At 54.8% G+C, this 13,716-nt stretch carries 12 protein-coding genes and 1 pseudogene; 8 read left to right on the top strand and 5 right to left on the bottom strand.

The window, feature by feature from the left end:
* Nucleotides 1-3 precede the first annotated feature (3 nt).
* Together sufE and N7922_RS14465 are read left to right on the top strand one after the other, a co-directional pair.
* Nucleotides 4-420, top strand: coding sequence for a cysteine desulfuration protein SufE (gene sufE / locus N7922_RS14470; protein ID WP_263096967.1), 417 nt, complete (start codon nucleotides 4-6; stop codon nucleotides 418-420).
* A 99-nt stretch (nucleotides 421-519) separates the two neighbouring features.
* Complete coding sequence (locus tag N7922_RS14465) at nucleotides 520-1,536, top strand: L,D-transpeptidase family protein (RefSeq protein WP_263096966.1); 1,017 nt, start codon at nucleotides 520-522, stop codon at nucleotides 1,534-1,536.
* A gap of 73 nt (nucleotides 1,537-1,609) precedes the next feature.
* Here N7922_RS14465 and N7922_RS14460 read toward each other — a convergent pair whose 3' ends face one another.
* The 3 genes from N7922_RS14460 to N7922_RS14450 form a co-directional block, all read right to left on the bottom strand.
* Nucleotides 1,610-1,846, bottom strand: coding sequence for a major outer membrane lipoprotein (locus tag N7922_RS14460; protein WP_007374746.1), 237 nt, complete (start codon nucleotides 1,844-1,846; stop codon nucleotides 1,610-1,612).
* 308 nt (nucleotides 1,847-2,154) lie between these two features.
* Nucleotides 2,155-3,567 carry a pyruvate kinase PykF gene (gene pykF, locus N7922_RS14455; protein WP_263096961.1) on the bottom strand — a complete coding sequence of 471 codons (1,413 nt, stop codon included), beginning with the start codon at nucleotides 3,565-3,567 and terminating at the stop codon, nucleotides 2,155-2,157.
* Nucleotides 3,568-4,065: 498 nt separating this feature from the next.
* Entirely contained in the window at nucleotides 4,066-4,857 is a 792-nt protein-coding gene (locus N7922_RS14450) for an inositol monophosphatase family protein (protein WP_263096960.1), read from the bottom strand.
* Between the two features lie 161 nt (nucleotides 4,858-5,018).
* Here N7922_RS14450 and N7922_RS14445 point away from each other — a divergent pair, with 161 nt between their 5' ends.
* The 4 genes from N7922_RS14445 to N7922_RS14430 all read left to right on the top strand — a co-directional run bounded on the left by N7922_RS14445 (nucleotide 5,019) and on the right by N7922_RS14430 (nucleotide 8,555).
* Nucleotides 5,019-5,786, top strand: a complete 768-nt coding sequence (locus N7922_RS14445; protein ID WP_263096959.1) for a basic amino acid ABC transporter substrate-binding protein — start codon at nucleotides 5,019-5,021, stop codon at nucleotides 5,784-5,786.
* Nucleotides 5,787-5,855: 69 nt separating this feature from the next.
* Nucleotides 5,856-6,620 carry an amino acid ABC transporter permease gene (locus N7922_RS14440; protein ID WP_263096958.1) on the top strand — a complete coding sequence of 255 codons (765 nt, stop codon included), beginning with the start codon at nucleotides 5,856-5,858 and terminating at the stop codon, nucleotides 6,618-6,620.
* On the top strand, nucleotides 6,607-7,329 hold the full coding sequence (locus tag N7922_RS14435) for an amino acid ABC transporter ATP-binding protein (RefSeq protein ID WP_263100916.1): 723 nt from the start codon (nucleotides 6,607-6,609) through the stop codon (nucleotides 7,327-7,329). Before N7922_RS14440 ends, N7922_RS14435 begins: the two co-directional genes overlap by 14 nt.
* 170 nt (nucleotides 7,330-7,499) lie before the next feature.
* Entirely contained in the window at nucleotides 7,500-8,555 is a 1,056-nt protein-coding gene (locus N7922_RS14430) for an NAD(P)-dependent alcohol dehydrogenase (protein ID WP_263096957.1), read from the top strand.
* Between the two features lie 77 nt (nucleotides 8,556-8,632).
* Here N7922_RS14430 and N7922_RS14425 read toward each other — a convergent pair.
* Both N7922_RS14425 and N7922_RS14420 read right to left on the bottom strand, forming a co-directional pair.
* A pseudogene (locus tag N7922_RS14425) lies at nucleotides 8,633-8,783 on the bottom strand (IS3 family transposase); the annotation flags it as partial.
* Nucleotides 8,784-8,855: 72 nt separating this feature from the next.
* The gene (locus N7922_RS14420; RefSeq protein WP_263096956.1) at nucleotides 8,856-10,799 is read right to left on the bottom strand and encodes a sigma-54-dependent Fis family transcriptional regulator; all 1,944 of its coding nucleotides are present in this window, start codon (nucleotides 10,797-10,799) and stop codon (nucleotides 8,856-8,858) included.
* A gap of 271 nt (nucleotides 10,800-11,070) precedes the next feature.
* On the opposite strand from N7922_RS14420, the gene ssuD reads away from it, so the two are divergent.
* On the top strand, nucleotides 11,071-12,243 hold the full coding sequence (gene ssuD / locus N7922_RS14415) for an FMNH2-dependent alkanesulfonate monooxygenase (RefSeq protein WP_263096955.1): 1,173 nt from the start codon (nucleotides 11,071-11,073) through the stop codon (nucleotides 12,241-12,243).
* Nucleotides 12,244-12,285: 42 nt separating this feature from the next.
* Nucleotides 12,286-13,683, top strand: a complete 1,398-nt coding sequence (locus N7922_RS14410; protein ID WP_263100915.1) for an FAD/NAD(P)-binding protein — start codon at nucleotides 12,286-12,288, stop codon at nucleotides 13,681-13,683.
* The last annotated feature ends 33 nt before the right edge of the window (nucleotides 13,684-13,716 follow it).

The following is a 13,716-nucleotide window of genomic DNA, read 5'->3' as shown; positions in this document are numbered from 1 at the left end:
AACATGGCTGTATTACCGGATAAAGAGAAGTTGTTGCGCAATTTTGCTCGCTGCGCCAACTGGGAAGAGAAATATCTCTATATTATTGAACTGGGACAACGCCTGCCGGACCTGAGCGAGGAGGCTCATAACCCGGACAATATTATTCAGGGTTGCCAGAGCCAGGTGTGGATCGTCATGGAGCGCAACGACGCAGGGGTGATTGAACTGTCCGGCGACAGCGATGCCGCTATCGTTAAAGGGCTGATTGCCATTGTGTTTGCGCTCTATCAGCGGATGACCGCGCAGGATATTGTGGCTTTCGATGTGCGCCCGTGGTTCGAACAGCTGTCATTAACCCAGCATCTCACGCCTTCCCGTTCGCAAGGGCTTGAAGCAATGATCCGCGCGATACGCAACAAAGCGGCAAACATTAGCTAAACTTAAAAGACAGCTTTCATCCTGTGATGCGAGGTGATTTCTACCTCGCATGGACTTTCAGCATTCTGGCGTCTTGTCAGTGAATACAGGAACTTCGGCATGAAACGCGCGTCTCTTCTTTCTCTGTGCCTTTTTTGCGCTTTTAGCGTTATCCCGTTGGCCCGTGCGGCGGAGTATCCTCTGCCGCCGGACGGTAGCCGCATCATTGGTCAAAATCAGACGTACACCGTACAGGCAGGAGATAAAAATCTGCAGGCCATCGCCCGGCACTTTGATACCGCAGCGATGCTGATCCTGGAGGCGAATGACACGATTGCGCCGGTTCCCCGTCCCGGTACGGTGGTGACCATTCCGTCGCAGATGCTGTTACCGGATACGCCCCGTGAAGGCATTGTGGTGAATCTGGCTGAACTGCGGCTGTACTATTTCCCGCCGGGGAAAAACAGTGTGCAGGTCTACCCGATCGGTATTGGTCAGCAAGGACTGGAAACGCCGGTTTCCGTGACCCGTGTCAGTCAGAAGATCCCCAACCCAACCTGGACGCCAACGGTCGGCATACGTGCGCGCTCACTGGCCAATGGCATTGAATTGCCGCCAGTGGTACCCGCAGGGCCAAATAATCCGCTGGGGCGCTTTGCGCTACGTTTGGGCATTGGTCATGGCGAATACCTCATTCATGGCACTAATGCGCCTGACAGCGTCGGGCTGCGGGTCAGTTCTGGCTGTATGCGGATGAGCGCGCCGGATATTCAGGCGCTGTTTGCTCAGGTCTCTGCAGGGACTCGCGTGACCATTATCAACGAGCCGGTGAAATATGCCGTGGAGCCTGATGGCAGGCACTACATTGAAGTTCATCGCCCGTTATCGCAAACGGTGGAGGAGGATACCCAGCGGGTGCCTATCCAGCTTTCTCCAACGCTGGCAACGTTTATTAACCAGGCCGGTGGCGACAAGAATCTGATTGAGAAAGCGCTAAATCGTCGCGCGGGCTATCCGGTTGCTATAGCGGTGGGAAAATCCACAGCGGTGAATCCGGAAAGTGTGTTATCGGTGCAGAACAGTGCAGACGCAGCGGCAATGAATGCGGAAACGGAACCGCGGGTGATAACGCAGTAGATAAATAAAGGGGAAGGGGAATTGCAGGCAAAAAAAATGGCGCACTACGTGCGCCATTTCAACACAGGTACTCTTACTTACGGTAAGAGTGAGCCTGGTTGTCCAGACGCTGGTTAGCGCGAGCTGCGTCATCTTTAGCAGCCTGAACGTCGGAACGGATTGCGTTCACGTCGTTGCTCAGCTGGTCAACTTTAGCGTTCAGAGTCTGAACGTCAGAAGACAGCTGATCGATTTTAGCATTGCTGGAGCAACCAGCCAGCAGAGTAGAACCCAGGATTACCGCGCCCAGTACCAGTTTAGTACGATTCATTATTAATACCCTCTAGATTGAGTTAATCTCCATGTAGCGTTACAAGTATTACACAAAGTTTTTTATGTTGAGAATATTTTTTTGATGGGAATGCCCTTAAATTTGATCGTTCGCTCAAAGAAGCACCGACTTTCAATAAAAGGTTAAAAAACGCGTGTTAAAACAGCAGGCTTCCATCGGATTCATCTTAGATAATGCCGGGCTTAAATAGTGAAATCCGATTTGATTTTTTATTTTGGCTGGTTTCGGGAATATAAAAAAAGCGCCGCAAGGGCGCTTTTTTAATCAGTCTGTAATGTTTGACTATATTACAGAACGTGGACAGAGGCGGTGTTAGTGGTGCCGCTTGGAACCAGCGCGCCGGAAACCATTACCACAACGTCGCCTTTAGCCGCCAGACCGCTTTCCAGCGCCACTTCTTTACCCAGACGGTAGAAATCATCGGTAGAGGAGATCTCTTTCACCAGCTGCGCGACAACGCCTTTGCTCAGCACCAGCTGACGCGCGGTCACTTCGTTGGTGGTCAGCGCCAGAATAGTGGCGTCCGGGAAGTATTTACGCACTGCGCGTGCGGATTTACCGCCCTGGGTCGCAACCACAATCAGCGGCGCGGCCAGTTTCTCTGCAGTCTCAACCGCACCACGGCATACCGCTTCGGTGATGCGCAGTTTGCGGCTGTCGTTGTTGAAGTCCAGGCGGCTGGTCATCACGCGGTCGGTACGTTCGCAGATGGTGGCCATAATGGTCACCGCTTCCAGCGGGTATTTACCTTTTGCGGATTCGCCCGACAGCATGACTGCGTCGGTGCCGTCGAGAATGGCGTTCGCCACGTCGCCTGCTTCAGCGCGGGTCGGACGCGGGTTTTTGATCATGGAGTCCAGCATCTGAGTCGCAGTGATGACCACTTTGCGCGCGCGGATACATTTTTCAATCATCATCTTCTGCGCGAAGATCACTTCTTCAACCGGGATTTCAACGCCCAGGTCGCCACGCGCAACCATGATGCCGTCGGAGGCTTCGAGGATTTCGTCGAAGTTATTCAGGCCTTCCTGGTTTTCGATTTTGGAGATGATCTGAATGTGTTCGCCACCGTGCGCTTTCAGGTGCTCACGGATTTCAACCACGTCAGAACGTTTACGAATGAAGGATGCGGCAACAAAGTCAACGCCTTGTTCGCAACCAAAGATCAGGTCTTGCTTATCTTTTTCAGCCAGCGCCGGTAGGGCGATGGAAACGCCAGGCAGGTTAACGCCTTTATTTTCACCGAGGTCGCCGTTATTCAGCACTTTACAGATGACTTTGTTGCCTTCGATGGCGGTCACTTCCATGCCGATCAGACCATCGTCCACCAGCACAGTATTGCCGACATTCAGGTCGGTAGTGAAACCTTCGTAGGTCACCGCAACGGTGTCAGCGTTACCCACAACGGATTTGTCGGTAGTGAAGGTGAAGGTCTGGCCCGCTTTCAGCGAAACATCGTTGCCGCCTTCGAGTTTGATGGTGCGGATTTCCGGACCTTTAGTGTCCAGCAGAATCGCCGCTTTTTTACCGGTTTTGCTCATCACGTTGCGCAGGTTTTTGATGCGCTGGCCGTGTTCCGCATAGTCGCCGTGAGAGAAGTTTAAACGCATAACGTTCATGCCTGCGTCCAGCATTTTCGCCAGCATCTCTTCGGATTCGGTTTTCGGACCGATGGTGCAAACAATTTTGGTCTTTTTCATGACAGTTCTGGTCTTTAAGTTTGAGTTGAGAAGGATATGGAAATCACGCTCCGGGTAGCGCACGGCTCCGGAGTCAAACCTGTGTTGCGAAAAGAGCGATGCCACAGCCTAAGGATAGGTGACATCAAAAAAGCGTGCAGAGTAATGTGTGCCTGAGTTTCAGCCCAATGGGGAAATAAGTGATGTACGTTATATATTTTACAGTTCAATCAGCTGAAACCATTCAAGAGTGAATAGAGCGGCATTATACGATGATTTATAGACAAAAGGAAAACAAAAACAGCGTTTCAAAAATCATCTGTGCAGTTTCACAACGAAGTGTTATCAACGTGTTAAGTTCGCACAAAAAGGTTTCGGCGGATTCCCCTCAAAAATCACGCCTTTGTCGCAAAACAGGCAAAGGCGAGAGCAGGAATGGCGCATTTTACTACCGTTTCGCTTGCTATTTCAGTTGAGAGTATCAGCAGTAAATGGCTAAAGCTGTAACGGTTTAGCGCGTTAGCTGTTTAGCAGGCTCAATGCCTGCTCGTGCAGTTGCGGGCAGCCGGACGCCAGGATATTACCGCCCGCCTCCGGGCGACCGCCGCTCAGCGTGGTCACCACGCCACCAGCTTGTTCAATAATGGGCACCAGCGCGACGATGTCATAAGGCTGCAACCCGTATTCCAGACATAAATCGATTTGCCCGGCGGCCAGCATCGACAGCGCATAACACTCACCGCCGTAGCGAATCATCAGCGTACTCGCTTCCAGCGCAGCGAAGTTAATCTGTGGGTGGCGGGCAATAGGTTCAGGGGAGGTGAGATGCAAAATCGCCTGTTCCAGCGGGATCCCCCGGCGGGTTTGCATCTGTGCTGTCCCCTGGGGGCCGCTGCGCCAGGCCCGTTGACCATCGGCCCAGAAACGCTCCCCGGTCAGCGGCTGGCTCATCATACCCATGTGGCCACGACCTTCAACGGTCAGCCCGATCAGCGTTCCCCATACCGGAATGCCGCACAGAAACGGGCGCGTACCGTCCACTGGATCCAGAACCCATTGCAATGGGCCAGAACCGGTCAGACCAAATTCTTCGCCCATCACAGAATGATCGGGATAGCGGGAGGTGATCAGGTCACGCATTGCGCGCTCGGCTTCGCGGTCGGCATCAGTGACCGGGTCAAAGCGGAAACCCTCTTTCGGCTTGCTGCCGACATGCAGGTTCATCCGGGAGCGAAAACGCGGTAGCGTCTGTTTGTCTGCCGCGTCGGCGAGTTCATGCAGGAAAGCAATATCAGGTACAGCGTGGTTCATCGCGTGGTCCTCCGTTGATACGTTTGAACGACTGGCGTACTCACTGCGTCGTTTTTAACACATTACGGCGCTTTATTCTTTTCCACTGCGATAATAACGATTGCATACACAGAGCGACATATGTATTTTTATGCATATTATCTGCATAAAAAGGTGGTTATATGTTTAAGAAATGGATTCAGGCCGGTTGTCTTTTTGCCGCGTTGGCCAGCAGTGCGTTTGCCGCTCAGGAAACTTACGTTGTCGGCGCAGGCGGGACTTACCGCCCGTTCGAGTTCGAAAATAACCAGAAACAACTGGAAGGGTTCGATATCGACCTCATTAAAGCCATCGCGAAAGCAGAAAACTTCAATATCAAGCTGATCAACACCCCATGGGAAGGGATCTTCGCGACCCTGGGTTCCGGCGATCGCGACATCATTATTTCTGGCATTACGATTACCGATAAACGTAAACAGATGGTGGACTTCTCTGCGCCATACTTCCCGGCTGAGCAGTCGATTGTTGTCCCGGCGACCTCGAAAGTGACCTCTCTGGCGTCGCTGAAAGAGGAGAAAGTCGGCGTGGTGAACTCCAGTACGGGCGATATCGTCGTATCAGACGTGTTGGGGAAAAACAGCACGGCCATTAAGCGCTTTGATAATACGCCGCTGATGCTGCAGGAGCTGTTTGAAGATGGCGTGAGCGCCGCGGTGGGCGATGTGGGCGTCGTGAAATACTACATCAAACAGCATCCGGAAAAGCAGTTTAAACTGGTACCGGACGCCAAATTCGAGCGTCAATATTTCGGGATCGCGGTAGCCAAGGGCAACACGGCGTTGCAAGACAAAATCAACAGCGGTCTGAAGAAGATTGTTGCGAATGGCACCTATGCAAAAATCTACAAAACCTGGTTTGACGAGAATGTGCCTGCTTTGCCCGCGCAGTAATTAACGTTTTCTTTCTCTTCCGGCTATCGTGAGTCTCTCCGATAGCCGTCATTTTTTCAGGGATTACTTATGTCAGCATTCCGCTGGGAGATTATCCAGGAGTATGCGCCGCTGTTTATGCAGGGCGCCTGGATGACCATCAAATGCACCATTATCTGCGTTATTTTAGGCACGCTTTGGGGGCTGACGCTTGGCCTCGGCAGAATGGCGCACGCCGGACATGGCCCGTGGAAGTTCGTGTTGCGCTATCTGGTGCAATTCCCGGTGCGTTTTTACGTCAGCGCATTTCGCGGCACGCCGTTGTTTGTGCAGATCATGGTGGTGCATTTTGCGCTGGTACCGCTGTTTATTAATCCGCGTGACGGCATTCTGGTGACCAGCGGGATGATGAGCAGCGATGTGGCGCGCGCGCTGCGTTCCGATTACGGTGCATTTCTCTCCTGCATTGTCGCCATTACCCTGAATGCGGGCGCGTATGTTTCGGAAATTTTCCGCGCCGGGATCCAGTCGATTGATAAAGGGCAGATGGAAGCCTCGCGTGCGCTGGGGATGCCGTGGTGGAAAACCATGCGCAAGGTGATCCTGCCGCAGGCGTTTCGCCGTATTTTGCCGCCGCTGGGAAACAATGCGATTGCCATTGTGAAGGATTCGTCACTCGCCTCGGCAATCGGCCTGGCGGACCTCGCGTATGCCGCCCGTACTGTATCCGGCGCGTATGCCACCTACTGGGAACCCTACCTGACCATTTCACTGGTGTACTGGGTCATCACCTTCCTGCTGGCGCAGATGGTTAACCGACTGGAAAAGAGGTTTGGCAAAAGTGATTCACATTAATAACTTGCATAAGCATTTCGGCGAAAGTCATGTCTTGCGCGGTATCAGTTGCGACATCCAGCCGCAGGAAGTGGTGTGCATCATCGGGCCATCCGGCTCCGGGAAAAGTACGTTTTTACGCTGCATGAATGCGCTGGAAAGCGTCAGTGAAGGCGAAGTACAGGTGAATGGCTATGCCATTCATGAGACCAGTACCGACCTGAACAAACTGCGGGAAAGCGTCGGGATGGTGTTTCAGCGTTTTAACCTGTTCCCGCACATGACGGTGCTGGAAAACCTGATCATGGCGCCAATGAGCCTGAAAGGCATGGCGCGCGCGGGGGCCGTGGAGTTGGCGGAAAATCTGCTGGCCAAAGTCGGTCTGAGTGATAAACGTGACGCCTGGCCTTCCAGTCTTTCCGGTGGGCAGCAACAGCGCGTGGCCATTGCCCGTGCGCTGGCGATGAATCCGTCGATCATGCTGTTTGATGAGCCGACTTCCGCACTGGATCCGGAGCTGGTGGGCGACGTTTTGCAGGTGATGAAAGCGCTGGCTAACGAAGGGATGACGATGGTGATTGTGACCCACGAAATGGGTTTTGCCCGTGAGGTGGCGGACCGGGTCATCTTCATTGACCAGGGCGTGATCCAGGAAGAGGGCACGCCGGAACAGATTTTCAACGCACCGACCAACCCCCGCACTGCCGCATTCCTGAGTAAAGTCCTTTGATATCAAGCTCTCTGCGGAGAGCTTTTCTTTTTCTCCAATGACAGAAAGTGCAAAGCGCCTTGCGACTGCGCGGCAGATACTGCAATGCGCCATACTTGACGATGAGCGTTTATGCAACAACAAGGGCATGTTCCCTTGTTTCAAGCCTGAAAAATCTACGGAGAAAGATCATGACCATGAAAGTCCTCGGTTATGCCGCGCAGTCGAATAAAGCCCCGCTGGCGCCTTTTCATTTTGAGCGTCGCGATCCCCGCGCCGATGACGTGGTTATCGACATTTTGTACTGCGGCGTATGCCATTCTGATTTGCACCAGGCGCGTAACGATTGGGGATTCAGCCAGTATCCCATCGTACCGGGCCATGAAATTATCGGCCGCGTGGTGTCGGTTGGCGACGACGTACGCAAATTTAAAGCCGGCGATTTAGTCGGTATCGGCTGTATGGTCGATTCCTGTCGCGAATGTTCGCCGTGCAAGCAGGGTCTGGAACAGTATTGCGAAGAGGGCAATATCCAGACCTATAACGGTATTGACCGCCACGATCACCGCCCGACGTTTGGCGGCTATTCGCAGTCGATTGTCTGTTCTCAGGATTTCGTGTTGCGCATTCCTGAGAACCTGGATGCGCAAGCTGTTGCGCCGCTGCTCTGCGCGGGCATTACCACGTGGTCGCCACTGCGTCGCTGGGAAGTGAAAAACGGCTCCAAAGTTGCGGTTATCGGCCTGGGCGGTTTAGGACATATGGCGCTGAAACTGGCGCACGCGCTCGGGGCGGAAGTGACACTGTTTACCCGTTCGCCGGGTAAAGAGGAGGATGCCCGTCGCCTGGGAGCGCACCATGTGGTGCTCTCTACCGATGCGCAACAGATGGAGGCAGTGAAAGGGCAGTTTGAGCTGATTATTGATACGGTGCCCTATACCCACGACATTAACGGCTATATTTCCACATTGACGCTGGACGGTACGCTGGTGTTTGTCGGGTTGTTGGGGGACATTGAGCCTACCGTTAACACCGTACCGCTGCTGATAGGGCGCCGTTCTATCGCAGGCTCTTGCATCGGTGGGATTGCCGAAACGCAGGAAATGCTGGATTTCTGCGGCGAACACAATATTACCGCTGATTCGGAAGTGATCCGCATGGACGAGATTAACGAGGCGTTTGAACGTCTGCTGAAAAGCGATGTGAAATACCGGTTTGTGATCGATATGCAGACGCTGACGGCATAAAGTGTGTGGCAGGCCGCTTGCGGCCTGCTGCTTCAGGCTGCGGGATAAAGAAAAGGAAACTTAAGAATGGTGCGTCCCGGAACAGCCAGAGATTGCGGGTGTTTGTTGGGTAGGTGTTTTTTTCTTACGCTTCAGGTCGCGCTTTAACAACCGATATACCCGGTAAACCCGTTGTGTATTCCACGGCGCGCCTCCCTGGCGCAGTGTGTTGAACATAAGGCCAAAACCCTATGCGGGATACCGAATTTTATCGCCAGCATTGCGCGTAGCACTTTTTTCTCTGTCAACTCATTCACCGGTTTAATCCACATATAACAGCAGGTTCTGGTTGTTATTTGTCGCTTCGCCGTACCAGACAGCTTCCCGTACTGAGATTGCTTTATTAATGAGCCCAAGAGCGTAAAAGCGGTCGGCAATGGTCTGTTGAGCGCGGATGACCCAGAGATCCATCGGGCGTGGGCGATGGCTGCGGCGGGCCAGTGCTCGTTTGAGCGACGCGACGTTAATGCCCAGTTCTGCTGAAAGCATGCTGGCAGCATCGTCACGTCGGCGATCGATAAACTCCCCGGTTTGCGCCAGCTCTTCCAGCAACTGATGCATGATATCGCCGTTGCGCGTCGCATAATCGCGACGCGACAGATAAAACTGGTGGTTGTGCACCCGACCTTCGCCGCTGGCGACTACCCGCAGGTCTGCGGCGCTTTCGGCATCGCTTAATAGCGGGTCCCACATCATCCAGGCATCCACCGCCAGGTAATCGCTGGCGGTGAGCGGATATTTCGGTGGAGTGTAAACCACTTTGATGTCATTCAGTCCCAGACCGGCCTCTTCGAGTATCTGCAATAATAACCAGTGGACATTCGATCCTTTATTGAGAGCGATACGCTTGCCGCGTAAATCGCTGATGGAATGAATCTCGCTTTGCTGTGGCACCACCATCGCTACACTTTGCGGCGCAGACGGTTCCCATGCCACATACACCAGTTCATTGTTACTGGCCTGCGCGAAGACCGGCGGTGCTTCGCCAGTGGTGCCGAAATCGATTTCATTACAGGCGAGGGCGTGCAGCAATTGTGGTCCCGCCGGGAATTCACTCCACAGTACGCTAACGCCAAGACTGGCGAAGGCGCTTTCCAGGCACTGCCGCGCCTTTAAGATCCCCAGATTGCCGAAACGTTGATAGCCAATCCGTAACTCGCGGTCCGCAGAGGCGGTGCCTGGTGCAGGTCGGACTGAGGATGTCACCCGACGACGGCTTTTAATCACCCCGAGATTCGCCAGTTGAGTGCGTAATGTATGACGGCTCATCCCCAGCAATGCCGCGGCCTGGCTTTGGTTATCGTCGCAGTGTGCCATCGCGCCGCGAATCAGCGCACCGGTAACCCGTTCCCAGAGCGGCTCGCCAGGATGATCGAGCTGCTGGCGAATAAATTCATCCAGTACATTGTCCGTCACGGGCATGGAAGCATCGTTCAATGTGGTCAGGCGGAGCTGTGCGGGCATAATCTCCTCCTCTTTACTCAGCAAGACTGCATTGTGCAGCGTATTTTCCAGTTCACGTACGTTGCCGGGCCAGGAATAGTCCATCAGTTTCGCCAGGGTTTCCGGTGCCAGACGGCGAGTCGGACGGCCTAACCGGCGGGCGTAGAGCGTTAAGAAATGATTTGCCAGTAGGGGAATATCTTGCCGCCGCTGACGTAAGGGGGGCAGCGGCACGATAGCGATATTGAGCCGGTAGTAGAGATCTTCACGAAAACGGCGCTCGCGGATAGCCTGCGCCAAATCGACATGCGTTGCCGCAATGACACGCACGTTAACTTTGATCGCTTTTCGAGAGCCGACGCGGGTTATCTCGCGCTCTTGCAAGACGCGCAACAGTTTAACCTGTAACGGCAGACTGAGTTCGCCGATCTCGTCGAGTAGCAAGGTGCCGCCCTCCGCCGCTTCAAACCAACCGGGATGACTTTGCAGCGCGCCGGTAAAGGCGCCTTTTTCATGCCCGAACAACTCGGCTTCCGCCAGACTTTCGGTCAGTGCGCCGCAGTTGACGGCGAGAAACCGCTGATGGCGGCGCGCGCTATGGTGATGCAGATAACGGGCAACCACCTCTTTACCCGTACCGGTCTCGCCGACGATCAGCACGGTAGCCTCGGTAGGGGCCAGTTTATCCAGCAGGCTCTGAAACGCTTTGGACGCCGGGTCGATCAGTACAGGTGTGGTGGATGGGGATTCAGGATTCAGCATGATGGACCTCCGGTAAATGACGTTTTGAACTTATCGTTAGCTGGCGTCACAAACCAGAGGGGGTCATTGTCCTTCTGTTGCCAATGCAGCAGGCGGCGCGCATCGGTTGGCGCATTTGCAACAGCATACGGCAGGAGGGTTATCTTTAACTAATTGATTATTATTAATTAAATAATTTTCTGTTTTTGGCATGATTATCGCTAACACCCATATAACAAAATTAAAACAACACTTCGATAAATATCGAATATGGTTATATAGGAAATGGATAATGACGCAGAAAGCTAACGAAAGTATCAACGTATTCTGGTTTTTGCCGACGCATGGTGATGGACGCTATCTGGGCACTACCGAAGGCGGACGTCCTGTTGATTTACCTTACCTGCAGCAGGTGGCGCTGGCTGCGGATAGCCTCGGCTATTACGGTGTACTGATCCCAACCGGAAAAAGCTGCGAAGATTCCTGGCTGGTAGCCTCGGCGCTGGCGCCATTGACCCGCCGTTTGCGCTATCTGGTCGCCGTTCGTCCCGGCCTTCAGCCGCCGACGCTGGCGGCGCGCATGGCGGTAACGTTGGATCGCCTGTCTGAGGGGCGACTGTTGATTAATGTTGTGACCGGCGGTGATCCGGTAGAAAACAAAGGCGATGGCATCTTCCTGAGCCATCGTGAACGTTATCAGGTGACACGGGAGTTTCTCGACGTCTATACGCGGTTGCTACGTGGCGAAAAAGTGGACTATCAGGGAGAACATATTCACGTAGAAGGCGCGGAAGTACTCTTCCCGCCAGTACAGGAAAACGGTCCTCCGCTGTATTTTGGCGGATCTTCCCCGGAGGCGATCGACGTTGCCGCGGAACAAATCGATACCTATCTGACCTGGGGTGAACCACCGGATCTGGTGGCGGAGAAGTTGGCTATCGTCCGCGCCCGCGCTGCGGCTCGCGGGCGTACCCTGCAATACGGCATCCGTTTACATGTCATTGTTCGCGAAACGGAAGAGGAGGCCTGGGCTGCCGCTGACCGTCTGATCGCCCATCTTGATGATGATGTCATCGCCGAGGCGCAAAAGATTTTCGCCCGGATGGATTCCGCGGGTCAGGCGCGAATGAGCGCACTGCACAAAGGCTCCCGCGATAACCTGCATATTGCGCCGAACCTGTGGGCGGGCGTCGGCCTGGTCCGCGGCGGGGCGGGAACTGCCCTGGTCGGTAACCCACAGCAGGTTGCGGAACGCATCTGTGAATATCAGGCGCTGGGTATTACAAATTTTATTTTTTCCGGCTATCCGCATCTGGAAGAGGCGCACCGCTTCGCCGATTTGGTCATGCCATTACTGCCGCTGGATAACGCTGCCCAGCCTAAGGCGCGCGCCGTCAATACCGGCCCGTTTGGCGAAACTATCGGCGGCGATAAACGCCCGGTTAAACAGGTTAGCGCCAGTTGAAGGGGGATTATATGATTCATGTCTTCGTTAAGGTGGCTGGCGATGAACGTTGAGCCGCAGGTGGTTATTGTCGGTGGTGGTTTTAGCGGTGCAGCCGCGGCTATCCAGTTACTACGCCTTGCGCCCAAAGGGGTGCGGGTCATGCTGTTGGAGCCACGCGCCGTACCCGGTGCCGGGGTGGCCTATTCCACAACGGAACCGTCTCACCGTATAAACGTGCCCGCCGTGCGGATGCAACTGGCTGATGAAGAAGAGGGGGCGTTTGACCGCTGGTACCGCAGACAGCCCACTTTCGCCGACGATCCGCAGGCATTGCGCGAGGAAGGTTCCGTTTACCCGCAGCGTGCTCAGTTTGGACGTTATGTCGCACAACGTTTTGCCGACACGGCGCGAGCCAGTGACGGACGGCTGATTCATCTGCGCGAGCAGGCGCTGGCCTTTGACAACCGCGGTGTAACGACGGATACCGGCCGTCTGCTGAAGGCCGATTTGCTGGTGCTGGCAATGAGTCATCCGCCGCCGTCACTGCCACAGCTGGCGGCTTCTTTTCGCGATCATCCCGCGCTGATTGCCGACCCATGGCGGCCTGATGCGCTGACGACTATCGCGCCGGACGCGCGGGTTGCTGTGATGGGTACCGGGCTGACAATGGCGGATGCCGTCGCTGCGATAACCCGACCTGGACATCGGGGATCGGTAACGGCGTTCTCCCGCCGCGGGTTGCTCTCGCGGAGCAACCTTAGCGGAGAAAGCGTGGAGTGGCCGGGCGATTATCGGCAGGGAACGCTGCGCCAACGTTTACGGCGGGTCCGGGAGGATATCTCCCGTGCGGCTGAACAGGGTCTACCCTGGCAAGTCGTACTGGATGCTGTGCGCAATCAGGGACAGACCATCTGGCAAGAATTAGCTTTCGTCGACCGCCAGCGCTTTCTGCGTCATCTGCGCAGCTACTGGGATGTGCATCGTTATCGGATCGCGCCGCAGACGGCTGAGGTTCTTTCGCAGCGTATTGATGACGGCAGCCTGAATGTGCAGGCCGCGAGGCTGACGGCATTGGCGGGTGATGCGCGTACGCTGACGTTGACCCTCAGTCCGCGTCGCGGGCGGCCATACGCGCTGACTGTCGATCATCTGATCCTGACCACCGGGCCGGCGCACAATGCCTTAACCGAAAGTCAACCGCTGTTACAGGAACTGACGCGGCGCGGGCTGATTCGCCCGGATGCGCTGGGGCTGGGGCTGGATGTCGATACCCGCTCCCATGCGATTGGGCGCGAAGGGCAGTCCACGCCGACGATCCTGGTCTGTGGCCCGGCGGCGCGAGGGCGTTTTGGTGAACTGATGGGGCTGCCGCAGGTGGCCGATCATGCCGTCGCTGTTGCCGGAGAAGCGCTGGCGATGCTGGGTTTCAGCCTGCCCGCCCGATGTTCCATGTCCTGAATTTTTTCCCTTTTAATCCTTGTCATTAATAAG

The sequence above is a fragment of the Kosakonia sp. ML.JS2a genome, from assembly GCF_025642095.1.
In the GTDB taxonomy this organism is placed as follows: domain Bacteria; phylum Pseudomonadota; class Gammaproteobacteria; order Enterobacterales; family Enterobacteriaceae.
The sequence above is the reverse complement of the archived record's forward strand: the minus strand, read 5'-3'. Positions and strand labels throughout refer to the sequence as shown.